The sequence below is a fragment of the Actinacidiphila sp. bgisy160 genome, from assembly GCF_057707815.1.
Map to the genome: position 1 here is coordinate 47,037 of NZ_JBYIQW010000008.1, position 25,051 is coordinate 72,087.

A 25,051-nucleotide genomic window follows, 5' to 3' on the forward strand; every position below is an offset into this window, starting at 1 on the left:
ACGTTTGTGGAGCACCCCCATGACGTGCTGGAATTCATCGAAACCCGAGAGTACGAACGGCGCCGCCCGCGCCGTCGCCGAGAGGTTGTTGGTCGAGTGAGGAACACGAGGCGAGCAGAGCCGGGTCCCGCGGACCACCCGCGTGGCAATTTCACCCCGCCTGCGCGACACGGCACGGTCGAGGCCGCCGCCCCCGAGGTCGCCACCGCTCCCGAGCCGGTGGCGAGCACGGGCAGCCGCTTCGCCATGCGCAACTGGCGGGTGGCCACCCGCCTGAACGTCATCCTCCTCATCCCGGTGCTCGTCGCCCTGGTCTTCGGCGGCTTCCGGGTGCAGAGTTCGGTGCAGACCTGGCAGGACGCCGACGACGCGGTGCGGACCGCCAACGCCGTGCGCGCCGCCGTGGACTATGCCAACGCCATTCTGAACGAACGCGACCTCAGCGTCGTTCCCCTGCTGGCCGGCGACACCGAGAACAAGAACGTCGTCGCGGCCCGCGCGGCCACCGACCAGGCCGCCGCGAAGTTCGACGCCGCCGCCGCCGAACTGCCCGTGAACGACCGGCTGCAGCGCCGCGTGGCGAACATCCGCGAGGGTGAGAAGGTCCTGACGAAGCTGCGCGACACCGCCTTCACCCGACAGCTCCCGGGCGTGCAGACCGAGGAGAAGTACGTCGAGGTCCAGCACCCGCTGATGGAGCTCGCCAACGAACTGGGCTTCGGCACCACCAGCGTCGCCTCCTACGGCCGCACCCTCTACGCGCTCGAGCTGGCCAAGGCCGCCGAGTCGCTGACCCGCTCCATCGGCACCCACCTCCTCGTCGAGGACCGCAGGAAGCTGGCAGGCGGCGAACTGCAGCTCCAGCTCACCGCTTTCACCTCGTACGCCTACCTCCAGCAGGTCGCCCTCGAGGAGTACCGGGGCGGCGGGACCGACGCCGACTACCTGCGTCTGCAGGACGAGCAGGCCGCGGCTCTGGAGAAGGGCAAGGAGCAGGTCGCCCAGGCCGCCCAGGCCGCCAAGCAGGCGGGCCAGCCCTTCAAGGCGCCGCCGGCTCTGGAGGAGATGATCAGGAAGATCGCCTCCGGCGCGAGCCCCGAGGAGCTCAAGGCCGACGGCGTGACCGCGGAGAGCTGGTTCGGTGCGACCACCCTCGCCTTCGACGCCTACAAGAACGTCGAGCAGCACCTGGCCAACCAGGCGTACAACGACTCGAGCGACATCGCCGACAGCGCCCGCATCGACGCCATCGTCAACTCCGCCGTCGTGCTGGTCGCGCTGATCATCGCCTTCATCGTGGCCGCGATGGTCGCCCGCTCCATGAGCAACAGCATGCGCCGCCTGCGCACCTCGGCCTTCGAGGTCGCCGAGCAGCGCCTGCCCGCCCTGGTCGACCAGCTCTCCCGCACCGACCCGGGCAAGGTCGACACCCGCGTCCAGGCGATCCCGATCACCTCCAACGACGAGATCGGCGAGGTCGCGCGCGCCTTCGACCAGATCCACCGCGAGGCCGTGCGGCTCGCCGCCGAGCAGGCGCTGCTGCGAGGCAACGTCAACGCGATCTTCACCAACCTCTCCCGCCGCAACCAGGGCCTCATCCAGCGCCAGCTGACGCTGATCACGGACCTGGAGAACAACGAGGCGGACCCGGACCAGCTGGAGAACCTCTTCAAGCTGGACCACCTGGCGACCCGTATGCGCCGCAACGGCGAGAACCTCCTGGTCCTCGCGGGCGAGGAGCCCGGCCGCCGCTGGAACCAGCCCGTCCCGCTGGTCGACGTGCTCCGCGCCGCGGCCTCCGAGGTGGAGGCGTACGAGCGCATCGAGCTGGTCGGCATCCCGGAGACCGAGATCCACGGCACCGCCGTGACCGACCTCGTGCACCTGCTGGCCGAGCTGCTGGAGAACGCCACCACGTTCTCCTCGCCGCAGACCAAGGTGCGGGTCACCGCCACCCGGCTGCCCGACGGCCGCGTCATGGTCGAGATCCACGACAAGGGCATCGGCCTCACCGCCGAGGACTTCGCGGACATCAACCACAAGCTGGCCGACCCGCCGATCGTCGACGCGTCGATCTCCAAGCGCATGGGCCTGTTCGTGGTCGGCCGTCTCGCCGACCGGCACGGCATCCGCGTCCAGCTCCGCCCGTCCGGTGAGCAGGCCGGCACCACCTCGCTGGTGATGCTCCCCGAGCCGATCACCCATGGCGGCGGCGGCGAGGAGATGCCGCTGGACGACGACTTCACCGTGTCCCGGATCGTGCCGGAGCTCGAGACCCCGCAGCTGGCCGCCTATGGGCCGACCGCCGCGGAGCTCGGCTTCGACGACTCGCGCTACGACCGCCCCGACGGCCCCGAGGACGCCCGCTCACTCGACCCCGTCGGCCGCTCGCTCATGCGCGACCAGCGCCGCGCCCAGCTCGGGGCCGCGGCCGGTGACCGTACCGCGGAGCGCGCGCCCTTCGAGGGGGACGCGCAGGAGCAGGACTTCCAGGGCGGCTACCAGGAGGCCGGCTCCGAGACCGCGTTCCAGGAGGCCGGCTTCCAGGAGGGCGGCTTCCAGGAGGGCGGCTTCCAGGCGAACGGCTACGCCGAACAGGGCTACCAGGAGCCGCAGGCCCAGCCGTTCCAGGAGCAGCACGGCTTCGACGCGCAGCCCGGCTTCCAGGAGCCGGCGTTCGCCGAGGGCGGCTACACCGAGCAGGGGTACCCCGCCCCGCAGAACGGCTACGCCCAGGACGAGTGGCAGCAGCAGAACGGCTACGCCCAGGAGCAGTGGACGCCGGCACCCGGCGGCGAGCTGCCGCAGCCGGCCCAGACCCAGGGCTTCCCGGCCCAGGCCGCGGCCGATTCCGTCACAGCCGCCCCCTTCGAGGCCCCCGAGCGCGTAGGCTTCGACCGACCGGGTCCGGCCACCGGCCCGCTGCACTCCTCGGTGACCGACGCGGGCCTGCCGCGGCGCGACCGCGGATGGCAGCAGTCCGGCCCCGCGGCCCCGGCGCAGCCGGAGCCCCAGTCGGCGGACGGCTTCCCGGCACAGCCGGCGCCCTCCGCACCGGCGTCGGACGGGGAGTCCACCGAGTGGCGCTCCACGAACGACGAGAACTGGCAGCGGGCCGAACAGGCCCGTAAGCCCAAGGCGGGCGGGGTCACCCCCTCCGGCCTGCCCCGGCGGGTCCCCAAGGCCAACCTGGTCCCGGGTACCGCACAGCAGACTCCGCAGGGCGGACCGATGGTCTCCCGTGCACCCGAGGACGTCCGCGGCCGGCTGAGCAATCTGCGGCGCGGCGTCCAGCAGGGACGCACTGCGGGAACTGACACGAACGGCCAGGGCTTCGGCCCCAAGCACCAGGAGCGTTAGTTGAGTCCGATGAGCCAGGCGGCACAGAACCTGAACTGGTTGATCACCAGTTTCGTGGACCAGACCCCGGGGGTCTCCCATACGGTTGTGGTCTCTGCCGACGGCCTGCTGCTGGCGATGTCCGAGGGATTCCCGCGGGACCGCGCGGACCAGTTGGCCGCGGTGGCCTCCGGTCTGACCTCGCTGACCGCGGGTGCCTCGCGCATCTTCGAGGGCGGCCACGTGAACCAGACCGTCGTCGAGATGGAGCGCGGCTTCCTCTTCATCATGTCCGTCTCGGACGGTTCCTCGCTGGCCGTGCTGGCGCACCCGGAGTGCGACATCGGCCTCGTGGGCTACGAGATGGCCCTGCTGGTCGACCGGGCGGGCAATGTGCTCACCCCCGATCTGCGTGCGGAATTGCAGGGCAGCCTGCTCAACTAACGGACAGGCATGCGGGCGCGTCTGGGGACCCGTAGGGTTTTCAGACGCGCTACCCAGCTGGAGGAGGAACCGTGGCAACGCCCCCAGGCGGAGATCAGTACGGCAATCACCAACAGCAGCCGCCCCTCAAGCGGTTCGACTTCCCCTCGGCACCGAGCCAGGAGCCGCCCCCCTCCTACGGTGGGGGGAACCCCGGTCCGGGCCCCATGCCGCCGCACCGGCAGCCGAGGATCCAGCCGTACGAACCTCCGCAGGCGCCACCGCCTCGGACAGCGCAGACCGGGCGTTCCAAGCCGCCGTCCGGTCTGGTACGCCCCTACGCCATGACCGGCGGCCGCACCCGGCCGCGCTACCAGCTCGCCATCGAGGCACTGGTCAGCACGACCGCTGACCCGGTCCAGCTGCGGGGCCAGTTGCCGGAGCACCAGCGGATCTGCATCCTCTGCCGGGAGATCAAGTCGGTCGCGGAGATCTCCGCGCTCCTCTCCATCCCCCTCGGCGTCGCCCGAATCCTCGTCGCCGACCTGGCGGAGGCCGGGCTCGTCGCCATTCACCAGCCCGGTGGCGACGACGCCTCGGGTGGACAGCCAGACGTGACACTGCTCGAAAGGGTGCTCAGTGGACTTCGCAAGCTCTAGCGGTCCAGCTCGCTCAACCACCTCGGCGAAGATCGTGGTGGCGGGCGGCTTCGGCGTGGGCAAGACCACGTTCGTCGGTGCCGTATCGGAGATCAACCCGCTGCGTACCGAAGCCGTGATGACCTCCGCCTCCGCGGGGATCGACGATCTGACGCACGCGCCGGACAAGACCACCACGACCGTGGCGATGGACTTCGGCCGCATCACGCTGGACGAGGACCTGATCCTCTACCTGTTCGGTACGCCGGGCCAGGACCGTTTCTGGTTCATGTGGGACGACCTGGTGCGCGGCGCCATCGGCGCGGTCGTCCTCGTGGACACCCGCCGGCTGGCCGACTGCTTCCCGGCCGTCGACTACTTCGAGAACAGCGGCCTGCCGTTCGTCATCGCCCTCAACGGCTTCGACGGACACCAGCCGTACAACCCCGAGGAGGTCCGCGAGGCCCTCCAGATCGGCCCCGAGGCCCCCATCATCACCACCGACGCCCGTCACCGCGGCGAGGCGAAGAGCGCGCTCATCACGCTGGTCGAGCACGCGCTGATGGCGCGGCTGCGGTAGCGGTTCCCGCTTCCGGTACGACGCGAAAGGCCCCGCACGCCATGTGCGGGGCCTTCGCGTCGTACCGGCTCGGCCGTGTGGCCCCGGGGATGGGACGACCGCTCCTGCGGTACGACGACGGCGGCGCGGCGCCCAGGGGGTGCCGCGCCGCCGTAGGTGGCCGGAGGGTCAGCTGCGCCAGCTGTGCGGCGCGCTGAAGCCGGACTGCCGCTCGAGGCGGCGCCAGCCGGCCGTGGAGCGGGGCTTGACGTAGTCGGTCGCGTCCTGGCCCTGGGCCGCGGCGCGGGCGAGCAGGACAGCGGTCAGGGCGGCCAGTTCCTCGTCGCTGGCGTGGCCGCGCTCCACGCGCACGAGCGCGGCGGAGGTGCTGTCGGCAGGGGTGCTCACGGGGTTCGTCTCTCCCTTACTGGGGCGGGTTGCCGTGCTTGCGGGACGGCAGGTCGGCGTGCTTGGTGCGCAGCATCGCGAGCGAGCGGATGAGGACCTCACGCGTCCCGGCGGGGTCGATCACGTCGTCCACCAGGCCGCGCTCGGCGGCGTAGTAGGGGTGCATCAGCTCGGACTTGTACTCCTTCACCATGCGGGCGCGCATGGCGTCGGGGTCGTCGGCCTCGGCGATCTGGCGGCGGAAGATCACGTTGGCGGCGCCTTCGGCGCCCATGACGGCGATCTCGTTGGTCGGCCAGGCGTAGGTCAGGTCGGCGCCGATCGACTGGCTGTCCATGACGATGTAGGCACCTCCGTACGCCTTCCGCAGGATCAGTGAGATCCGCGGCACGGTCGCGTTGCAGTACGCGTACAGCAGCTTGGCGCCGTGCCGGATGATGCCACCGTGCTCCTGGTCGACGCCGGGCAGGAAGCCGGGGACGTCCAGAAGGGTGATGAGCGGGATGTTGAAGGCGTCGCACATCTGCACGAACCGCGCGGCCTTCTCGCTGGCCTCGATGTCGAGGACGCCGGCGAGGGAGGCGGGCTGGTTGGCGATGATGCCGACGACCTGGCCGTCGAGGCGGGCCAGCGCCACGATGATGTTGGTCGCCCAGCGCTCGTGGATCTCCAGGTACTCGCCGTCGTCGACGAGCTCCTCGATGACCTGGTGCATGTCGTAGGAGCGGTTGCCGTCGGCCGGGACGATGTCCAGCAGGACGTCGCCGCGCCGGTCGGCCGGATCCGCGGCGGGGACCGACGGGGGGTTCTCGCGGTTGTTCTGCGGCAGCATCGACAGCAGGTAGCGGACCTCCTCCAGGCAGGTCTGCTCGTCGTCGTACGCGAAGTGCGAGACACCGGAGACCTCGGAGTGGACGTCGGCGCCGCCGAGCCCGTTCTGGGAGATCTTCTCGCCGGTGACGGCCTGGACCACGTCCGGGCCGGTGATGAACATCTGGGAGGTCTCCCGGACCATGAACACGAAGTCCGTCAGGGCCGGGGAGTACGCGGCGCCGCCGGCGCAGGGGCCGAGCATCACGGAGATCTGCGGGATCACACCGGAGGCGCGGGTGTTGCGCTGGAAGATGCCGCCGTAGCCGGCGAGCGCCGAGACGCCCTCCTGGATACGGGCGCCGGCCCCGTCGTTGAGCGAGACCAGCGGGGCGCCGGCCGAGATGGCCATGTCCATGATCTTGTGGATCTTGCTGGCGTGGGCCTCGCCCAGAGCGCCGCCGAAGATCCGGAAGTCGTGGGCGTACACGAAGACGGTCCGCCCGTGGACGGTGCCCCAACCGGTGATGACACCGTCGGTGTAGGGCTTCTTCGCCTCCAGGCCGAACCCGCTGGCGCGGTGCCGGCGCAGCGGCTCCACCTCGTTGAAGGAGCCTTCGTCGAGCAGCAGCTCGATGCGCTCGCGCGCGGTCAGCTTGCCCTTGGCCTTCTGGGCCTGGGTGGCCTTCTCGCTGGGGCCGAGCCGGACCTGCTCGCGGATGGCGTGCAGTTCCGCGACGCGCCCGCGGGCGTCGTTCGCCGGCTGCGCGGCCTCGTCGGCCCCTTCGGCCTCGGCGGGCTGGGTCGGCACCTCGTCCAAAACGCTCATGCCATCGACCATACGAGCGGAGGGCCGTCAAAATCGGCGTCGACTTCGTACAGTGTCCGGACCCGCTTCATGGAGCATCTGGACAGAACCAACACAAGAAAGGCCCCGCACGGCACGTGCGGGACCTTTTCTTTGTAGCGGTCGTCCACCCGGACTCAACGGGAGCGCTACCTTCCGGATACCGCCTCGGCCAGCGCAAGGACACGCCGGGCGTCATCCACATGGAGGTTCTCGATCATCCGGCCGTCCACCGTGACCACCCCGCGGCCCTCGGCCACGGCCTCCTCGAAGGCCTCGATGACGCGCCGGGCCTTGTCGGCTTCCTCCTTCGAGGGAGCGAACACCCTGTTGCAGATCTCCACCTGCCCGGGATGGATCAGCGTCTTCCCGTCGAAGCCGAACTGCCGGCCCTGGACGCACTCCGCCTCGAAGCCGGTCTCGTCGGTGACGTCGTTGTAGACGCCGTCCAGGATGACCTTGCCGGCCTCTCGGGCACCCAGCAGGGCCAGCGACAGCCCGGTGAGCAGCGGGGCCCTGCCGGGGATGTGCTCGGCGTGCAGTTCCTTGGCGAGGTCGTTGGTGCCCATGACGAGAACGCGCAGCCGCTCCGAGGCCGCCGCGATGGCTCGGGCGTCCAGCATCGCGCGGGGGGTCTCCACCATCGCCCAGATGGCGGTGTGGTCCGGGGCGCCGGCGGCCTCCAGGGCGCGCTCGATGGCGTGCACGGTGGCGGCCGAGTCGACCTTGGGAACCACCACGGCGTCCGGGCCCGCCTCGGCGGCGGCCCGCAGGTCGTCCTCGTGCCAGGGCGTGCCGGGCGAGTTCACCCGGATGGTGACCTCCCGGTACCCGTACGCGCCGGAGGCGGCGGCCGCGGCGACCCGCTTGCGGGCGTCGGGCTTGGCGTCGGGCGCCACGGAGTCCTCCAGGTCGAGGATGAGCGCGTCGGTGGGGAGGACCTTCGCCTTCTCCAGGGCGCGCTCATTGGCGCCGGGCATGTAGAGGACGGAGCGGCGCGGCCGCAGGATCGCGTCGGTCATCGGTTGTGCTCCTGCTCCTTGTACGCGGCCGCGTAGGCCTCGGCCAGCTCCGGGTCGCGGGCGGCCAGCGCCTCGGCGAGCTCGACGACGACGTGGCACTGCTTGACCGTGGCGTCGTCCTGCATCTTGCCGTCGATCATCACCGCGCCGGTGCCGTCGCCCATGGCGTCGATGACCCGGCGCGCCCAGGCCACGTCGGCCGGCGCCGGGGAGAAGACCCGCTTGGCGATGTCGATCTGTCCCGGGTGCAGGCTCCACGCGCCGACGCAGCCGAGCAGGAAGGCGTTGCGGAACTGGTCCTCGCAGGCGGTGGTGTCCTTGATGTCGCCGAAGGGGCCGTAGTACGGCAGGATCCCGTGCGCGGCGCAGGCGTCGACCATGCGTGCGATCGTGTAGTGCCACAGGTCCTGCTGGAAGGTCAGTCGCGGCAGCTCCATCCCGGGGTCCTTGGGGTCCTCCCGCACGAGGTACCCCGGGTGCCCCCCGCCGACGCGGGTGGTCTTCATACGGCGGCTCGCCGCGAGGTCGGCCGGGCCGAGAGAGATGCCCTGCATCCGGGGGCTGGCCCCGGCGATCTCCTCGACGTTCGCGACGCCCGTCGCGGTCTCCAGGATGGCGTGGACCAGGATCGGCCGCTCGATGCGCGCCTTGGCCTCCAGCTGGGCGAGCAGCCGGTCGACGTAGTGGATGTCCTCGGCGCCCTCGACCTTGGGCACCATCACGACGTCGAGCTTGTGACCGATCTCGGCGACCAGGGTCAGCAGGTCGTCCAGCGCCCACGGAGAGTCGAGGCTGTTGATCCGGGTCCACAGCTGGGTGTCGCCGAAGTCCTGGGTCTTGGCCGTGGCGACCAGGCCGGCCCGGGCGGCCTCCTTGCGGTCGGCGGACACCGCGTCCTCCAGGTTGCCCAGCAGGACGTCCACCTTGGGGGCGATGGAGGGGACCTTCGCCGCCATCTTCTCGTTGCTCGGGTCGAAGAAGTGGATCATCCGCGACGGCCGGAACGGTACTTCCCGTACGGGGGCCGGGGCCCCCACGGCCAGCGGTCGGAAGAAGTCCTTCGCGGAACGCATGCGGTCTCCCAGGGTTCGAGGGTGGGGAGCGTACGGCGCTCACTTTATGATCCGCGGGGCCCGCGCGTTACCGGTCGGTACGTGTGCTGTTGGTCACCGGTTGTCCACGGGTGGCAGACGGTAGGTCAGGTCCGGCTCGCCCTCCTCGTTCGCGGTGCTCTCGCTGCCGGGGACGGCCCGGAAGCCGTGACGTTCGTAGAACGCGCGTGCCGCGGTGTTGCGCCGGAAGACGTGCAACGACAGTGGGCCGTCCGGGTGATGCCGCACCACCTCGCCGAGCAGCCGCGCGCCGATGCCGCGCCCGCGCGCGTCGGGCCGCAGGTAGAGATGCTCCAGCCAGTCGCCTTCGAGGGCCGCGAAGCCCGCCGCGGCACCGGTCGCGGTCTGCTCCGCGACCCACACCCGGCACTGCTCCAGGACGACGTTCGCGACCCACCACCGGGTCTCCTCGTCGCTGTGCAGTCGGGGCAGCCAGGGCATGGCGGCCGCCCGGGACGCGAGGAAGACCGCGGTGATCGCGTCCGCGTCCGCTGCCCGCGCCGGCCTGATTCGTAGCGCTGTGTCATCGGTCACGCGATGACCGTACGCCGGGCGCGGGACGTGATCGAATGGGTTTTCCACACCCGGAAGGACGAGCCCATGACCGCCGCGACCGTGCACTCGCTGACCTGCTACCCCGTCAAGGGCTGCGCCGGCGTGCCCCTGGACAGCGTCGCCGTCACCGCGACCGGGCCGGCCCACGACCGTACGTTCATGGTGGTCGACGCGGCCGACGGGTCCTTCCGCAGCCAGCGGACGCTGCCGGGGATGGCGGTGGTGCGCGCGGACGTCACCGATGGCGGCAAGCACCTGGCGCTGTCGGCGCCCGGCGCCGGGGAGCTGACGCTGGAGGTGGCGTACGAGGGGCCGCCGCGCGAGGTCGTCCTGTTCGACCGGCCGCTGGGGGCGGCGGTGGACCAGGGCGAGGAGGCCGCGCGCTGGTTCTCCGAGGCGCTGGGCGCGCCCTCGCGCCTGGTGCGCGTGCGCCCGGGCTTCGACCGGGACGGCTGGGGCGAGCACCCGGGCAAGGTCAACTTCGCCGACGCCCATGCCCTTTCGGTGGCCTCGCTGGCCTCGCTCGACGGCCTCAACCGGCGCATCGCCGAGCGCGGCGGCACGCCCGTGCCCATGGACCGCTTCCGTCCCAACATCGTGGTCGCCGGCTGGGGCGAGCCTCACACCGAGGACCTGGTACGGCTCATGGACGTCGGCACCACCCGTCTCGGCTACTCCGTCCGCGCGATGCGCTGCTCCGTACCGCTGGTCGACCAGGCGACCGGCCGTACGTCCGGCCCGGAGCCGGTGCGCACCCTGGCCGGCTACCGGCGGGAGCCGGAGTACGGCAACAAGGTGAGCTTCGCGATGAAGGCGGCGGTGCTCCGGCCGGGCACGATCGCGGTGGGCGACCCGGTGGAGGTACGGGCCTGGGCGTGACCGCACTTCCGGTGGACCGAACGGCGGGCGACCGGATTCCGGCCGGTCGCCGCCCGCCGCGAAGTGAACGTCCACAGGTGGTCGCGCGCTGACCCGAGGGCTTCCGCCCCGACGGCCGGCCGTTGCGCCCGCTCTCCGGTGTCCTGCGCTGCTTCCGGACGCCGCCCGCGCGATGGCCGCACCGATGGGGATGCCGCGCGCGGTCGGGGGACGGGAGGAACCGCGGGACCGAGGGGCCGGCCTTCCACCGGGGCCACCTGGAGGTGGCCGAGCCGGCGGAGGCCCAACTCGCCCCGCCCGGGCGGGGCAAGTGCTACGTCCGGGGCAACGGCTTCTGCCTCGGGGGCTGCTGGGAGCGCGGGCCCCAGGAGACGCTCTGCCTGTCGTGGCCGCTGCCGCGCCCGGGCCGCAACGAGGTCGTGGTGCTGGAGCTCGATGGCTGTCAGGCGCCCGTCACCGAGGGCGGGACCGCCCGCGGCTCGGCCGGGACCGGGCCGCGGGCGGCTCACCGCGCGCGGATCAGCAGCCGCCGCAGTTGTAGTACAGGACGTCCCAGTGGTTGCCCTCGTCGGCGTAGATGTTGCCGGAGCCGGAGCGGTACTGGGGGGCGCCGTCACCGCGCAGGCCGATGTAGGTGAAGACGCCGTGGATGTAGTTGGTGACGCAACTGTTCTTGCCGTAGTCGAGCTTGTAGCCGTTCCAGTGCGAGTACGTACCGCCGGCGTGACCGGTCTCGGTGCCGCCGGTGATGTTCAGGGCGCACCCGCTGGCGCCCTTCAGGGTGACGGCGCCCTGGGCGGTGGCCTGGTTGAGCTGGTCGAAGGACGTGCAGGTCGCGATGTTGCGGTTGGAGCAGCCGCCTGACGAGGACCAGGTGATCCCGGCGTTGCGGAACATCGTCGTGGCCTGGGCGTGCGTCAGTTTGGTGACGGCGTAGGCGTCGTGGGACGCGGCGAGGCCGGCGCCGGGTGCGAACAGCACTCCGAGCGCGAGGACGAGCGCGCTCAGGACGGAGCGGAACTTCATGGGGATTCCTCCTGCTGGTGACCGTGCTTCCTGTGGGGCGGCTGTGCAGGTGGAGCAGGTGGAGTGTGCCCGGCGTTCTACGCGCGTATGCACGGCAGTTGGGCCGTCGTGGAAGGGGGGCGCGGACACGGTCGCACCGCGTCCGCGCCGCGCCCGCCGTGCGCCTTGGCCGGCGGCCGTCAGTCCTTCCGGCGCGGCTCCACGCCGGCGCGCAGCAGCCCGTACGCGTAGGCGTCCTCCAGGGCCTGCCAGGAGGCGGCGATGACGTTCTCGCCGACGCCGACGGTGGACCACTCGCAGACGCCGTCGGAGGTGGAGACCAGCACCCGGGTGATGGACTCCGTGCCGTGCTTGCCCTCCAGGATACGGACCTTGTAGTCCACCAGCTCCAGCTTCGCCAGTTGCGGGTAGGTCCGCTCCAGCGCGACGCGCAGCGCGCGGTCCAGGGCGTTGACCGGGCCGTTGCCCTCGGCGGTGGCGACGATGCGCTGGCCGTCGGCCCACACCTTGACCGTCGCCTCGTTGGCGTGGGTGCCGTCGGGGCGGTCCTCCACGATGGCGCGCCAGGACTCGACGCGGAAGTAGTGCAGTGGCCGGCCCTCGACCTCCTCGCGCAGCAGCAGTTCGAAGGAGGCGTCGGCGGCCTCGTAGGTGTAGCCCGCGAGTTCGCGCTCCTTGACGCGCTCCACGACCCGGCCGATCAGCTCGCGGTCCTCGCCGAGGTCGACGCCGAGCTCCTTGCCCTTGAGCTCCACCGAGGCACGGCCCGCCATGTCGGAGACCAGCATGCGCATGGTGTTGCCGACCAGTTCCGGGTCGATGTGCTGGTAGAGGTCGGGATCGACCTTGATCGCCGAGGCGTGCAGGCCCGCCTTGTGGGCGAAGGCCGAGATTCCCACGTACGGCTGGTGGGTGGAGGGCGTCAGGTTGACGACCTCGGCGATGGCGTGCGAGGTACGGGTCATCTCGGCGAGTGCGCCGGCGGGCAGCACCTTGCGGCCGTACTTGAGCTCCAGTGCCGCCACGACCGGGAAGAGGTTGGCGTTGCCGACCCGCTCTCCGTAGCCGTTGGCGGTGCACTGGACGTGGGTGGCGCCCGCGTCGACGGCGGCGAGGGTGTTGGCGACGGCGCAGCCGGTGTCGTCCTGGGCATGGATCCCCAGGCGGGCGCCGGTGTCGGCGAGCACAGTGCGGACGACGGCGGTGATCTGGGCCGGGAGCATCCCGCCGTTGGTGTCGCAGAGGACGACGACGTCGGCCCCGGCCTCGTGGGCTGCGCGCACCACCTCCTTGGCGTACCCCGGGTTGGCCTTGTAGCCGTCGAAGAAGTGCTCGCAGTCGACGAAGACCCGGCGGCCCTGGGAGCGCAGGTGGGAGACGGTGTCCCGGACCATCTCCAGGTTCTCCTCGAGCGTGGTGCGCAGGGCCAGCTCGACGTGCCGGTCGTGGGACTTGGCGACCAGGGTGATGACCGGGGCACCCGACTCCAGGAGCGCCCTGACCTGCGGATCCTCCGAGGCGCTGCCGCCGGCGCGGCGCGTGGCGCCGAAGGCCACCAGCTGGGCGTGCCGCAGGTCCAGCTCGGCGGCGGCCCGGGCGAAGAACTCGGTGTCGCGCGGGTTGGCGCCGGGCCAGCCGCCCTCGATGAAGCCCACCCCGAAGTCGTCCAGGTGCCGGGCGATCGTCAGCTTGTCGGCGACGGTGAGGTTGATGCCCTCGCGCTGCGCGCCGTCGCGCAGCGTGGTGTCGAAGACGTGGAAGCTGTCGTCCAGTACGGCCGTCATGGTTTGTTCCAACTCCTGTCGGGTGAGTGGTTCCGGAGGACCGGGCTCCACTTGCCCCCATCATCCCTCGCGCTGCGCCGCCTCCGGCGCGGGTGGGCCGGGAAACGAAAAAACCCCTCGCGGGTGCGAGAGGTCTGCGCGCGGGTCTGGGACACGGTGATCGCTTCCGCGATGGTCTGCGGTTCGGCGATCACTGAGGACCGGCGCGCCTGCTGCCGATAATCATGGCGAACGAGGGCACATCGGAAGTCTGCCACAGGACCCGCGGACGTGGGACACGGTCTCAGGATGCGGGCACCCGGTCGGCGGCAGGCCGGGAGGCCGTGTCTCCCGGCCGTCCGTCAGCCGGCGGGTGCCGGGGGGAGGGCATCACTCATGCCGACCTGCCGGCCGAGGCCCGCGATGGTCAGCTCTGCGAGCGCCGACCTGCCGTTCCTCCCCCGGACCGAAGCGCACCGAAGAGCCGGCCAAAACGTTCAGCCGCATTCCGTACGCCGCCGAACGGCCGAGGCCCAGCCGCGGGTTGGCCTCGAAGAAGTGGCAGTGCGAGGTCACGCCGACCGGTACGGAGGCGGTGTCGCGGACGGCCCGCACAACCTCCGGCGACCGCTCGGGGTGGGCCGGGCCGGGCAGCACGGCGCCCGGGCCTGCGCCCCCATCGAGCCCCGCCGATCGGGTCGGGGACCCCGGCCAGGCGGGATCCGTCGTCGAAGACGGCCTCGACGTGGACCTCGGTGACGACGTCCGCCACGCCGGGCAGCACGTCGTCGGGACCGAGCACGGCACGGACGGCCTCGACGGCCTCCGCGAGGCGCGCGCCGTCCCCGCGCGGCCTCGCGGACCGCGTCGGCGATCAGGGCGGTGGCCTCCGACACGTTGAGCCGCAGCCCGCGCACCCGGGCCGGCTCCGCGGCGCCGAACAGCAGCAGCCGGTCGCGTTCGGTCGGGGTGGGCCTCACGCCTGCGCACCTCCCACATCGGCCGTCACGGCCGCGGTGTACCTCGTCCTCAACGCGGGCCACGCGCACCCCGTGCCGGCGCGGTCCCCGGACCCGGTCGAGGTCACCGTGTGAGGCGGGCCGTTCCCCTGCCCGGCACCGCCGTCGCGCCGACGGTGTACGGCGCCGCACGGGGGCGGCGGGCGGATCAGCCGCCCAGGGGGTGCATCCAGCCGTGCGTGTCGGGGGACTGACCCGTCTGGATGTCGAGCAGCGCCTTGCGCAGCTTCATGGTGACCTCGCCCGGCCGGCCGTCGCCGACGGTCCAGTCCGCGCGGGTGGACTTCACGGAACCGACCGGCGTGATGACGGCCGCGGTGCCGCAGGCGAAGACCTCGGTCAGCGATCCGTCCGCGTTGCCGTTCTTCCAGTCGTCCACGGAGATGCGGCCCTCGCTGACCTCGTAGCCGAGGTCGGCGGCGATGCGCAGCAGCGAGGCGCGGGTGATGCCGGGGAGGAGGGAGCCGGTGAGCTCGGGGGTGACGATCGTGTTCCCGTACACGAAGTACAGGTTCATGCCGCCCATCTCCTCGATCCAGCGGCGCTCGATCGCGTCGAGCCACACGACCTGGTCGCAGCCGTGTTCGATGGCCTGGGCCTGCGCGACCAGGGACGCGGCGTAGTTGCCGCCGGCCTTCGCGGCGCCGGTGCCGCCGGGCGCGGCGCGGACGTACTCCTCGGAGAGCCAGACGGAGACGGGCTTGACGCCGCCGGGGAAGTAGGCGCCGGCCGGGGAGGCGATGACCATGAACAGATACTCGTTGGCCGGCTTGACGCCGAGGCCGACCTCGGTGGCGAACATGAACGGACGCAGGTAGAGCGACTGCTCCCCCTGGCTGGGAACCCACGCCTTGTCCTGGGTGACCAGCGCGTCGACGGCCGCGATGAAGGTCTCGACGGGCAACTCGGGCATGGCCAGGCGGCGGGCGGAGGCCTGGAAGCGCTCGGCGTTGGCCTCGGGACGGAAGGTGGCGACGGACCCGTCGGGCTGGCGGTAGGCCTTCAGCCCCTCGAAGATCGTCTGCGCGTAGTGCAGCGTCATGTTCGCGGGGTCGATGGAGAGCGGCGCGTACGGCACGAGCTCGGCGTCGTGCCAGCCGCGGCCCTCGGTCCACCGGATCGTCACCATGTGGTCGGTGAAGTGGCGGCCGAAGCCGGGGCTGGAGAGGATCGCCTCGCGCTGCGCGTCGGGCAGCGGGCGCGAGGAGGGCTTGAGCTCGATCGTGGGCGTCGTCATGTGTGGTGTCCTTCGCGTCAAGGTCAGGGCGGACCGCACCCGCCGCCCTCAGGTGCCAGGACGTCCGAGTTTCCCCTCGCACAGCGGCCCCACCGCTGATTATCGCAGCGGCGGGGCCGGGGACATACATGCGCGGCCCGAGAGTCAGGGTCAGTCGTGGTGCGGTCACTGACCGGCCGGGCCGACTGGAGGAGGCTGACCCGGCGGTCAGCCGGCTACTCGCGCGGCGAGCGCGTCGCCGATCGCCGAGGTGCTGCGGGTCCCGGAGCGCTCGGCGAGGTCCGCGGCGACGGCGGCCTCGATCCGCTCGGCCTCGGCGGTGTAACCGAGGTGCTGCAGCAGCATGCCGACCGAGAGCACGGTGGCGGTCGGGTCGGCCTTGCCCTGGCCGGCGATGTCCGGGGCGGAGCCGTGCACCGGCTCGAACATCGACGGGAACTCGCCGCCCGGGTTGATGTTGCCGCTGGCGGCGAGACCGATGCCACCGGTCACGGCGGCGGCCAGGTCGGTGAGGATGTCACCGAAGAGGTTGTCGGTGACGATCACGTCGAAGCGCTCGGGCTGGGTGACGAAGAAGATCGTCGCCGCGTCCACGTGCAGGTAGTCGGTGGTGACCTCGGGGTATTCCTCGCCGACCCTGTCGAAGATGTTCTTCCACAGGTGGCCGGCGTGCACGAGGACGTTGTTCTTGTGGACCAGCGTCAGCTTCTTGCGCGGGCGGGCCTGCGCGCGGGCGTAGGCGTCGCGCACCACGCGCTCGATGCCGAACGCCGTGTTGAGGCTGACCTCGGTGGCCACCTCCTGCGGCGTGCCGGTGCGCAGGGAACCGCCGTTGCCGACGTACGGGCCCTCGGTGCCCTCACGGACGACGACGAAGTCGATGTCCGGCTCGCCCGCCAGCGGACCCTTCACTCCCGGGAAGAGCCGGGAGGGCCGCAGGTTGACGTGGTGGTCGAAGGCGAAGCGGAGCTTGAGCAGCAGCCCGCGCTCCAGGACGCCGGAGGGGACCGACGGGTCGCCGACCGCGCCCAGCAGGATCGCGTCGTGGGCCTTGAGCTGCTCCAGTTCCGCGTCCGGCAGGGTCTCGCCGGTCTCGTGCCAGCGCTTGGCACCGAGGCTGTACTCCTTGGTCTCCAGCTTCACGTCCTGCGGAAGGACGGCGGACAGGACCTTCAGGCCCTCGGCCACCACCTCCTGGCCGATTCCGTCGCCGGGGATCACTGCGAGACTGATGCTGCGAGACATGGCGAGAACCCTACTCCCCCCGTCCATGGAATGACACGCGATGTCCGCATGGCGGACGCCGCGTCGCTCCGCCGGTGCGCTCCCCGGCAGGTGCTCGCCCTCGGGCCGCGGCCCACGTGGAACGGCGCGCGGGCCCGATCGGCGGGCACCTGGCCCTCGGCACCACCCCGGCACCCGGATGAGTCTCCTCGCAGATACCCCTTCCGGTGCGGGCCCTTCGTCCGGGTGCGACCGCGCCCTGGGACCTCGGCGCGGTTCGAGGCCGAGGGGCGCCGCACAGGGCCGCGCGTGCCGGACGGTCACGAAGGGCACGTCCAGGACCTGGACGGCGTGGACGCCTGTCGCCGCTGGGCAAAGGATGCGCACAAGGCCACGCAGACGGTGGAGTGGTCACGCGTCCGCTACACCGGCCACTCGTTCCTGGCCGTGCGGTCGCAGCCACCGCGCCGTCCGGCAGGACGGCGCGGCTGGTCCCTTCGGCGCTCGCCGAGGACGGCAGACGGATCGATCACTTCACCATCGCGCGGACGGCCAGGTAGGCCAGGCGCCGCAGACGGCTGATCCGGCGGGGCACGCTGGGGCCGCTCAACGCGGCTCGTGCCCCGTCGACCCGCCGTTGTCACGGCGGTCCAGGGCGCGCTGGAGGGCTTCGGCGGCGTTCTTGCGGGCGGTCTCGTCCATGGTGAACAGCTCCCGGAGATGAAGAGGAGGGTTGTGTCGCCATAGAACGGGGCGGGGAGCGGCGCTGCAGGGGGTGACCTGCCAAAGGCGCGCGGCTCACGTCCGCCGGTCGCTGGTGGAGCGAGACGTTCGGCTCCTACAAAGCTAGGACAGCTCCGCCGATCTGTCTCCACAATTACTCGGACTTCCTACTATCTGAGACGGCGAAGGCCCGGCACCCCACGGAATCGGGGGTACCGGGCCCTGCCCCTTGCGGGCTCGTCCGGGTGACGCGGAGGTCAGCCCATGTGCGGGTAGCGGTAGTCGGTCGGGGGCACCAGGGCCTCCTTGATCGACCGGGTCGACGTCCAGCGCATGAGGTTCTGCGCGGCACCCGCCTTGTCGTTCGTGCCGGAGGCGCGGCCGCCGCCGAACGGCTGCTGGCCCACCACGGCGCCGGTGGACTTGTCGTTGATGTAGAAGTTGCCCGCGGCGAAGCGCAGCTTCTCCATGACGTGGGCGACGGCGGCGCGGTCACGGGAGACGACCGAGCCGGTCAGCGCGTACGCGGCGACCGATTCCATCTGGGTGAGCATCGCCTCGAAGGCGCCCTCGTCGGCGTCGTCGTAGACGTGGACACCCAGAACCGGGCCGAAGTACTCCTCGCGGAAGATCTCGTTCTCCGGGTCGGAGGAGACCAGCACGGTCGGCCGGACGAAGTAGCCGACGCTGTCGTCGTAGGTGCCGCCGGCGACGACCTCGACGGTCGGATCGGCCTTGGCGCGGTCGATGGCGGCCTTGTTCTTGGCGAAGGCGCGCTCGTCGATCACGGCACCGATGAAGTTCGACAGGTCGGTGACGTCACCCATGGTGAGGCCGTCGACCTCGGCCGCGAACTCCTCCTTGAAGCCGTTCTCCCACAGGGAGCGCGGGATGTAGGCGCGGGAGGTCGCGGAGCACTTCTGGCCCTGGTACTCGAAGGCACCGCGGGTCAGCGCGGTCTTCAGCACCGCCGGGTCGGCCGAGGGGTGGGCGACGACGAAGTCCTTGCCGCCGGTCTCGCCGACGATCCGCGGGTAGGAGCGGTACTTGTCGATGTTGTTGCCGACCGTCTTCCACAGGTGCTGGAAGGTCCGGGTGGAGCCGGTGAAGTGGATGCCCGCCAGGTCCGGGTGCTCCAGGGCGACCTCGGAGACGGCGATGCCGTCGCCGGTGACCAGGTTGATGACGCCCTTGGGCAGCCCGGCCTCCTCCAGCAGCTCCATCAGCAGCACGGCGGCGTGCGTCTGGGTCGGGGACGGCTTCCACACCACGACGTTGCCCATGAGCGCCGGGGCGGTCGGCAGGTTGCCGGCGATCGCGGTGAAGTTGAAGGGGGTGATCGCGTAGACGAAGCCCTCGAGCGGGCGGTGGTCGAGGCGGTTCCAGACGCCGGGGGCGTTGGCGATCGGCTGCTCGGCGAGGATCTGCCGGGCGAAGTGCACGTTGAAGCGCCAGAAGTCGACCAGCTCGCAGGGGCTGTCGATCTCGGCCTGCTGCGCGGTCTTGGACTGGCCGAGCATCGTGGAGGCGGCGATCGTCTCGCGCCAGGGGCCGGCCAGCAGGTCGGCGGCGCGCAGGATGATGGCGGCGCGGTCGTCGAAGGACATGGCGCGCCAGGCCGGGGCGGCGGCCAGCGCGGCGTCGATCGCGTCGCGGGCGTCGTCCTGCGTCGCGTTGGCGTAGGTGCCCAGGCGGGCGCCGTGGTTGTGCGGCTGCACGACGTCGAACCGCTCGCCGCCGCCCATCCGCTTCACGCCGCCGATCGTCATCGGCAGCTCGACCGGGTTCCCGGCCAGCTCCTTCAGCTTCGCCTCCAGCCGGGCCCGCTCCGGGCTCCCCGGGGCGTAGGAGTGCACCGGCTCGTTCACCGGGGCGGGGACCTGGGTCACAGCGTCCATGGAAGACATCTCCTTGTGTCCTTGTGGGGTCGTGGGCTCAGCGGGTGGGGAGGAAGGACCGCAGGAAGAAGGCCAGGTTCGCCGGCCGCTCCGCGAGACGCCGCATGAAGTACCCGTACCAGTCTGCTCCGTAGGGGACGTAGATGCGCATGCGCTCGCCCTCCTCGGCCAGGCGCCGCTGCTCGGCGGTGCGGATGCCGTACAGCATCTGGAACTCGTACGATCCCTGCTTGCGGCCATGGCGGTGGGCGAGCTCCTGGCCGATGGAGATCAGCCGCGGGTCGTGGGAACCGATCATCGGGTAGCCCTCGCCCGCCATCAGGATCTTCAGGCAGCGCACATAGGCGCGGTCGACCTCGGCCTTGTCCTGGTAGGCCACGTCGGCGGGCTCCTTGTAGGCGCCCTTGACCAGGCGCACGCGGGAGCCGGCGACGGCGAGGTTGCGGGCGTCCTCCTCGGTGCGGAAGAGGTACGACTGCAGGACGGCGCCGGTGCCGGGGTGGCGCAGGCGCAGGTCGGCGAGGATCGCGAGGGTGGAGTCGACCGTGGTGTGGTCCTCCATGTCGAGCGTGACGGTGGTGCCGATCTCGCTCGCCAGGTCGGCGACGGGGCGAACGTTCTCCAGGGCGATGTCGTGGCCGCCGGACGGCAGGGCCTGCCCGAAGGCCGACAGCTTGACCGAGACCTCGGCGCGGGTGCCCAGGCCCTCGGCCTTCAGGGCCTCCAGCAGCCGCAGGTAGGCGTCGCGGGTCGCGAGCGCGGTCGCCTTGTCCGTGACGTCCTCGCCCAGGTGGTCGAGCGTGACCTCCAGGCCGGAGGCGGCCAGCGACCGCACGGTCTCCATGGCGGGCGCCAGCTCGTCGCCCGCGATGAAGCGGTTCACCACGGGGCGGGTGATCGGCGCGCCCGCGACGACGCGGCGCATACGGTCGCTGCGCGAGGCGGCGAGCAGCACGGGACCCAGCACGGTCTCCTCCTGGATGAAGGGCTGCCAGGGGGGCAGGCAGCGTCGCCGTGAAATCTAGGATTCACCTACCCCGCCCGCCATCGACAGCTGTCACGCATCCGATCGGCATCCCTCATACAGATGTATGAGGGAGAATGGCGGCGTGCGCGGTGACTACCAGGAGCTGGTCGACGAGGTCTCGGCGCTGCTCGGCGCCCCCGCGACCCTGGAGGACCGCGACTTCCGGCTGATCGCCTTCGGAGCGCACGACAGCGACGACGACAGCGCCATGGACCCGGTGCGCACCCGGTCGATCCTCACCCGCCGTTCCACCGCCGAGGTGCGCTCCTGGTTCGAGCGCTTCGGCATCGCCCGCGCCACGGCACCGGTCCGCATCCCCGCCGCCCCCGACGCCGGGGTCTTCCGGCCCCGGTTGTGCCTGCCGGTGCGGCACGGCGGCATCGTCCATGGCTATGTGTGGCTGCTGGACACCACCGGGCACACCGACGCCCAGCTCACGGCCGCCATGGCGGTCGCGGCCCGCATCGGCGCGCTGCTGGCGGCCGAGTCCCGCGCGGGCGCCGACGCCGGCCGGGCGCTGGGCGATCTCCTCCGCTCCGCCCCCGGGCCCGGCCGCACAGCCGCCCGGGAGGCGCTGCGGGCCGCGCTCGGCCCGGACGCGGACGAGGCCCACGCGATGGTGTGCGTCCTGCCCTGGCCGGGCGGCGAGGACGGCGAGGCCCCGGGACCGCGCAGCGTGCCGGGCGCCGCCGCGGTGTGCGTGGTACCGCCGCAGGAGAGCGCGGGCGAGACGCACCGGGAGCCCCCGGTCGCGGCGCTCGCCGCCCTGGTACGGCTGCGCTCGGCGACGGTGTCGGGGCCCGCGCTCACGGCGGCCACGCGGCTGATGGAGGGCAACGGGCGGCCGGCGGAGCCGAGCGCGCGGGCCGGGATCAGCGCCCCGCGCCAAGGGCTCGCCGAGCTGCCCGAGGCATGGCACGAGGCCGTCTCCGCGGCCCGCGCCGCACGCGCCCAGCCGAGGCTCGGGCGCACGGCGGAGTGGGATGCGATCGGCCCGTACCGGATGCTGGCCGCGCTGCCCGCCGGGGCGGTGGACCCGGCGGTGCGCCCGCTGCTGGACCCCTCGCACGCCGACCTCGCCCGTACCGCCGAGGTGTACCTCGACCGTGCGGGGCAGGCCGGGCGCGCCGCCGCGGAACTGCGGATACACCGCCAGACGCTCTACTACCGGCTGTCCCGCGTCGAGCGGCTGACCGGCCTCGACCTCGACGACGGGGAGGACCGGCTGCTGCTCCACATGGCCCTCAAGACGGCCGGGCTCGGGGACTGAAGGGACTGTTGCCGACCCGAGGGGGCACAAGTAACGTGGCGCGAGGCCGATGGGGGGCTTGATCAACACGTGTGGGACGCGGGCGAACCGCGCGTCCCGCGCGGACACCGCGGATGGCGAAACAAGGGGATCGGGAGCCGGTGACTCATTCCACGGAGGCCCACGGACGCGAACGCCCAGCACTGTGGAGGACACCGCCGGCCGTCGCCGGCAGATCCCGCCCCGACCGTAGGGTAGTCCTGGCCGGGCTGCTGCTGGCCGTGTCGCTGGCCGCCTTCACCGCGCTGTGCGTGTCGATGTCGGTGCCCATGGCCGACATGCAGGTCTACCGCGCCGAGGGCGCGGCCGCCGTCGACGGCACTGACCTGTACGGCTTCACGGTCACCGAGTGGAAGCTCCCGGCGACCTATCCGCCCTTCGCCGCGCTGCTGTTCGTGCCGACGACATGGCTGCCCGTGCCGCTGCTGAAACTGGCCTTCATGGGCGGCAACCTGCTGTTGCTCGGACAGCTCGCGCACCTGTCCTGCCGGGGCACGGGGTGGCCGCGCGCCCGCGGCTCGCGCTGGGTGGTGGTGCTGCTGGCGATGGCCCTCGGTCTGTGGCTGGAGCCGGTCTTCCAGACGATGCTGTACGGCCAGATCAACCTGCTGCTCGCGGTGCTGGTGCTGTGGGACCTGAGCAGGCCGGACGGCGCACGCGGCAAGGGCATCGCGATCGGCGTGGCGGCGGGCATCAAGCTCACCCCGGCGATCTTCGCCGTCTACCTGCTGCTGACCGGCCGGCGCAAGGAGGCCGCGGTCGCCGCCGCCGCTTTCGCAGGCACCACGCTCCTGGGCGCGCTCGCGCTGCCCGGCGCGACGGTCGACTACTGGACCCGCTGCCTGTTCGACACCAGCCGGATCGGCAAGGCCTGGATCGTGGACAACCAGTCCCTGCAGGGCCTCGCCGCCCGTGTGCTGCACACCGCCCACCCCGGCGCCGTGTGGGCGGTCGCCGCGCTCATGGTGGGCTGCGCGGGCCTCGCGGTCTCGGTACGGCTGGGCCGGCTGGGCCGGGAGGCCTGGGGTGTGGTGTGCTGCGCGGTGACGGCGCTGCTCATCACCCCGATCAGCTGGTCGCACCACTGGGTGTGGTGCGTGCCGATGCTGATCCTGCTGGCCGCCGAGGCGCCGCGCTGGGCGCTGCGGGTGGCCGCGGTGGTCTTCCTGGCGCGCACGCTGTGGATCGTGCCGAAGGCCGGTGACCTGGATCTGCACCTGGCGTGGTGGCTGCAGCCGTTCGCCTCGCCCTACCCGGTGCTGGGCCTGGTCTTCCTGGCCGCCGTGGCGCTGCGCTTCCGGCCCGGCTCCCCCGCGGTGGCGGCACTGACGGCGAAGGGGCAGCCGGCCCGGATCACCCGGGTCGGCCGCCCCCAGCGGAGCGAACCGGCGGTCAGTCCTCGAGATTGACCGCGCGGGCCGAGGTCGCACCGATCTCCTCGGCGATCTCGGCCAGCACCGGCGCCGGGATGGCGGTGTCGACCGTCAGCGCGACCAGCGCCTCGCCGCCGGCCTGGTCACGAGCGACCTGCATGCCCGCGATGTTGACGCCGGCGTCGCCCAGGATGCGGCCGATGGTGCCGACGACGCCCGGGCGGTCGGTGTAGCGCAGGAAGCCCATGTGATCGGCGAAGACCAGGTCCACGTCGTCGTCGCCGACCGCGACGATCTTCTGGATGTGCTTGGGGCCCGCCAGCGTGCCGGAGACGGACACCTCGGTGCCGTCGGAGAGGGTGCCGCGCACGGTGACCAGGTTGCGGTGGTCGGGCGACTCGCTGCTGGTGGTGAGGCGGACCTCGACACCGCGCTCCTGCGCGAAGAGCGGGGCGTTGACATAGCTGACGGTCTCGTCGACGACGTCCTCGAAGACGCCCTTGAGGGCGGAGAGCTCCAGTACCTTCACGTCGTGCTGGGTGATCTCGCCGCGCACTTCGACGTCGAGGCGGACCGCGACCTCGCCCGCGAGGGCGGTGAAGATCCGGCCGAGCTTCTCGGCGAGCGGCAGGCCCGGGCGGACGTCCTCGGCGATGACACCGCCCTGGACGTTGACCGCGTCCGGCACCAGCTCGCCGGCGAGCGCGAGGCGCACCGAGCGGGCGACGGCGATGCCCGCCTTCTCCTGGGCCTCGTCGGTGGAGGCGCCCAAATGCGGGGTGGCCACGACGTTGTCGAACTGGAAGAGCGGCGAGTCCGTGCACGGCTCCTTGCCGTACACGTCCAGGCCGGCACCGCCCACGCGGCCCTCCTTGAGCGCGGCGAACAGCGCATCCTCGTCCACGATCCCGCCGCGGGCGGCGTTGACGATGCGGACGTGCGGCTTGACCTTGCGCAGCGCCTCCTCGCCGATCAGACCGACGGTCTCCGGGGTCTTGGGGAGGTGCACCGTGATGAAGTCGGAGACCTGCAGCAGTTCGTCGAGGCTGAGGATCTTCACCCCCATCTGGGCGGCGCGCGCGGGCTGGATGTAGGGGTCGTACGCGACGATCTTCATCCCGAAGGCCGACATGCGCTGGGCCACCAGGGCGCCGATGCGGCCGAGGCCGACCACACCGAGGGTCTTCTCGGCGAGCTCGACACCGGTGTACTTGTTGCGCTTCCACTCGCCCTGCTTCAGCGCCGCGTTCGCCGGGGCGATGTTGCGGGCGACGGCGATCAGCAGGCCGCAGGCCAGCTCGGCGGCGGTGACGATGTTGGAGGTCGGGGCGTTGACGACCATCACGCCGGCCTTGGTGGCGGCGGAGACGTCCACGTTGTCCAGACCGACGCCCGCCCGGGCCACGACCTTGAGCTTGGCGGCGGCGGCGATGGCCTCGGCGTCCACCTTGGTGGCGCTGCGGATCAGGATGGCGTCGACGTCGGTGATCGCGCTCAGGAGGTCGGCTCGGTCGGCACCATTGCAGTGCCGGATCTCGAAGTCCGGCCCGAGGGCGTCGACGGTGGCGGGCGACAGCTCTTCAGCGATGAGTACGACGGGGTTGCTCACGTGAGTCCTCACTAGTCCCAGGTCAACGGCCGCGTCCCGACGGCCGAAGGCGGTGGAGGGGAATGGCATGCCGCGTGGAAGACGCACGACGCTGTGAGCCTGACGCGCTTGTTAATGGAGTGTATCGGCGGCGGGCCCGGCATCCTGCGCCAACGTGGAAGGATCACCCGCACGAGGGTGTACGGGGTGGCCAAAGCGGCCGGTCCCGGGGGCGCGGCGCCCCCGGGACCGTGTCGAACGCGGTGCGAAGG

General features: G+C 71.8%; 19 protein-coding genes and 1 pseudogene. 7 read left to right on the forward strand and 13 right to left on the reverse strand.

Annotation, left to right across the window (positions count from 1 at the left end; translation table 11 throughout):
- Window positions 1-246: 246 nt before the first annotated feature.
- The 4 genes from AC3EUJ_RS09945 (at window position 247) to AC3EUJ_RS09960 (ending at window position 4,980) form a co-directional block, all read left to right on the forward strand.
- The gene (locus AC3EUJ_RS09945) at window positions 247-3,360 is read left to right on the forward strand and encodes a sensor histidine kinase (protein ID WP_431960799.1); all 3,114 of its coding nucleotides are present in this window, start codon (window positions 247-249) and stop codon (window positions 3,358-3,360) included.
- Between the two features lie 9 nt (window positions 3,361-3,369).
- Window positions 3,370-3,783, forward strand: coding sequence for a roadblock/LC7 domain-containing protein (locus tag AC3EUJ_RS09950; RefSeq protein WP_018562059.1), 414 nt, complete (start codon window positions 3,370-3,372; stop codon window positions 3,781-3,783).
- A 71-nt stretch (window positions 3,784-3,854) separates the two neighbouring features.
- Window positions 3,855-4,421 (forward strand): DUF742 domain-containing protein, encoded by a 567-nt coding sequence (locus tag AC3EUJ_RS09955; RefSeq protein ID WP_431960690.1) that lies wholly within the window; start codon window positions 3,855-3,857, stop codon window positions 4,419-4,421.
- Window positions 4,402-4,980 carry a GTP-binding protein gene (locus AC3EUJ_RS09960; protein WP_360911084.1) on the forward strand — a complete coding sequence of 193 codons (579 nt, stop codon included), beginning with the start codon at window positions 4,402-4,404 and terminating at the stop codon, window positions 4,978-4,980. The genes AC3EUJ_RS09955 and AC3EUJ_RS09960 overlap by 20 nt, the downstream gene beginning before the upstream one ends.
- Window positions 4,981-5,148: 168 nt before the next feature.
- On the opposite strand, the gene AC3EUJ_RS09965 is transcribed toward AC3EUJ_RS09960, so the two are convergent.
- From AC3EUJ_RS09965 to AC3EUJ_RS09985, 5 genes are all read right to left on the reverse strand, one after another.
- Entirely contained in the window at window positions 5,149-5,367 is a 219-nt protein-coding gene (locus AC3EUJ_RS09965) for an acyl-CoA carboxylase epsilon subunit (RefSeq protein WP_089224994.1), read from the reverse strand.
- Between the two features lie 16 nt (window positions 5,368-5,383).
- Window positions 5,384-7,006, reverse strand: coding sequence for an acyl-CoA carboxylase subunit beta (locus tag AC3EUJ_RS09970; protein WP_431960691.1), 1,623 nt, complete (start codon window positions 7,004-7,006; stop codon window positions 5,384-5,386).
- A 167-nt stretch (window positions 7,007-7,173) separates the two neighbouring features.
- Window positions 7,174-8,046 (reverse strand): HpcH/HpaI aldolase/citrate lyase family protein, encoded by an 873-nt coding sequence (locus AC3EUJ_RS09975; protein WP_431960692.1) that lies wholly within the window; start codon window positions 8,044-8,046, stop codon window positions 7,174-7,176.
- Window positions 8,043-9,119 (reverse strand): HpcH/HpaI aldolase/citrate lyase family protein, encoded by a 1,077-nt coding sequence (locus AC3EUJ_RS09980; protein WP_431960693.1) that lies wholly within the window; start codon window positions 9,117-9,119, stop codon window positions 8,043-8,045. Before AC3EUJ_RS09980 ends, AC3EUJ_RS09975 begins: the two co-directional genes overlap by 4 nt.
- Before the next feature lie 93 nt (window positions 9,120-9,212).
- Window positions 9,213-9,692, reverse strand: coding sequence for a GNAT family N-acetyltransferase (locus AC3EUJ_RS09985; protein ID WP_431960694.1), 480 nt, complete (start codon window positions 9,690-9,692; stop codon window positions 9,213-9,215).
- Between the two features lie 66 nt (window positions 9,693-9,758).
- Here AC3EUJ_RS09985 and AC3EUJ_RS09990 point away from each other — a divergent pair, with 66 nt between their 5' ends.
- The gene (locus tag AC3EUJ_RS09990; protein ID WP_431960695.1) at window positions 9,759-10,592 is read left to right on the forward strand and encodes an MOSC domain-containing protein; all 834 of its coding nucleotides are present in this window, start codon (window positions 9,759-9,761) and stop codon (window positions 10,590-10,592) included.
- Between the two features lie 519 nt (window positions 10,593-11,111).
- Here the strand turns inward: AC3EUJ_RS09990 and AC3EUJ_RS09995 are convergent.
- From AC3EUJ_RS09995 to AC3EUJ_RS10025, 7 genes and pseudogenes are all read right to left on the reverse strand, one after another.
- The gene (locus AC3EUJ_RS09995; protein ID WP_431960696.1) at window positions 11,112-11,618 is read right to left on the reverse strand and encodes a hypothetical protein; all 507 of its coding nucleotides are present in this window, start codon (window positions 11,616-11,618) and stop codon (window positions 11,112-11,114) included.
- 179 nt (window positions 11,619-11,797) lie between these two features.
- A complete protein-coding gene (gene cimA / locus AC3EUJ_RS10000; protein WP_431960697.1) occupies window positions 11,798-13,402 on the reverse strand; it encodes a citramalate synthase in 1,605 nt (534 codons plus the stop codon).
- 420 nt (window positions 13,403-13,822) lie between these two features.
- Window positions 13,823-14,361: pseudogene (gene ureA, locus AC3EUJ_RS10005) on the reverse strand (urease subunit gamma); the annotation flags it as partial.
- 187 nt (window positions 14,362-14,548) lie between these two features.
- On the reverse strand, window positions 14,549-15,637 hold the full coding sequence (locus AC3EUJ_RS10010; protein ID WP_431960698.1) for a branched-chain amino acid aminotransferase: 1,089 nt from the start codon (window positions 15,635-15,637) through the stop codon (window positions 14,549-14,551).
- A 207-nt stretch (window positions 15,638-15,844) separates the two neighbouring features.
- Complete coding sequence (locus tag AC3EUJ_RS10015; RefSeq protein WP_431960699.1) at window positions 15,845-16,882, reverse strand: 3-isopropylmalate dehydrogenase; 1,038 nt, start codon at window positions 16,880-16,882, stop codon at window positions 15,845-15,847.
- Between the two features lie 959 nt (window positions 16,883-17,841).
- A complete protein-coding gene (gene pruA, locus AC3EUJ_RS10020; RefSeq protein ID WP_431960700.1) occupies window positions 17,842-19,482 on the reverse strand; it encodes an L-glutamate gamma-semialdehyde dehydrogenase in 1,641 nt (546 codons plus the stop codon).
- Between the two features lie 37 nt (window positions 19,483-19,519).
- On the reverse strand, window positions 19,520-20,449 hold the full coding sequence (locus AC3EUJ_RS10025; RefSeq protein WP_431960701.1) for a proline dehydrogenase family protein: 930 nt from the start codon (window positions 20,447-20,449) through the stop codon (window positions 19,520-19,522).
- A gap of 142 nt (window positions 20,450-20,591) precedes the next feature.
- Here AC3EUJ_RS10025 and AC3EUJ_RS10030 point away from each other — a divergent pair, with 142 nt between their 5' ends.
- Both AC3EUJ_RS10030 and AC3EUJ_RS10035 read left to right on the forward strand, forming a co-directional pair.
- Window positions 20,592-21,779: a PucR family transcriptional regulator gene (locus tag AC3EUJ_RS10030; protein WP_431960702.1), complete on the forward strand. Its 1,188-nt coding sequence runs from the start codon at window positions 20,592-20,594 to the stop codon at window positions 21,777-21,779.
- A 140-nt stretch (window positions 21,780-21,919) separates the two neighbouring features.
- Window positions 21,920-23,227, forward strand: a complete 1,308-nt coding sequence (locus tag AC3EUJ_RS10035) for a glycosyltransferase 87 family protein (RefSeq protein WP_431960704.1) — start codon at window positions 21,920-21,922, stop codon at window positions 23,225-23,227.
- Here the strand turns inward: AC3EUJ_RS10035 and serA are convergent.
- Window positions 23,211-24,800, reverse strand: coding sequence for a phosphoglycerate dehydrogenase (gene serA / locus AC3EUJ_RS10040; protein WP_431960705.1), 1,590 nt, complete (start codon window positions 24,798-24,800; stop codon window positions 23,211-23,213). The two genes, AC3EUJ_RS10035 and serA, sit on opposite strands and share 17 nt — an antisense overlap.
- Window positions 24,801-25,051 lie beyond the last annotated feature (251 nt).

Excerpts from the sequence above, each read along its gene's own strand:
- AC3EUJ_RS09945 (WP_431960799.1), top strand. The coding sequence starts at position 247 with ATGCGCAACTGGCGGGTGGCCACCCGCCTGAACGTCATCCTCCTCATC.
- AC3EUJ_RS09950 (WP_018562059.1), top strand. The coding sequence starts at position 3,370 with ATGAGCCAGGCGGCACAGAACCTGAACTGGTTGATCACCAGTTTCGTG.
- AC3EUJ_RS09970 (WP_431960691.1), bottom strand. The coding sequence starts at position 7,006 with ATGAGCGTTTTGGACGAGGTGCCGACCCAGCCCGCCGAGGCCGAAGGG.
- AC3EUJ_RS09975 (WP_431960692.1), bottom strand. The coding sequence starts at position 8,046 with ATGACCGACGCGATCCTGCGGCCGCGCCGCTCCGTCCTCTACATGCCC.
- AC3EUJ_RS09980 (WP_431960693.1), bottom strand. The coding sequence starts at position 9,119 with ATGCGTTCCGCGAAGGACTTCTTCCGACCGCTGGCCGTGGGGGCCCCG.
- AC3EUJ_RS09990 (WP_431960695.1), top strand. The coding sequence starts at position 9,759 with ATGACCGCCGCGACCGTGCACTCGCTGACCTGCTACCCCGTCAAGGGC.
- AC3EUJ_RS09995 (WP_431960696.1), bottom strand. The coding sequence starts at position 11,618 with ATGAAGTTCCGCTCCGTCCTGAGCGCGCTCGTCCTCGCGCTCGGAGTG.
- cimA (WP_431960697.1), bottom strand. The coding sequence starts at position 13,402 with ATGACGGCCGTACTGGACGACAGCTTCCACGTCTTCGACACCACGCTG.
- AC3EUJ_RS10010 (WP_431960698.1), bottom strand. The coding sequence starts at position 15,637 with ATGACGACGCCCACGATCGAGCTCAAGCCCTCCTCGCGCCCGCTGCCC.
- AC3EUJ_RS10015 (WP_431960699.1), bottom strand. The coding sequence starts at position 16,882 with ATGTCTCGCAGCATCAGTCTCGCAGTGATCCCCGGCGACGGAATCGGC.
- pruA (WP_431960700.1), bottom strand. The coding sequence starts at position 19,482 with ATGGACGCTGTGACCCAGGTCCCCGCCCCGGTGAACGAGCCGGTGCAC.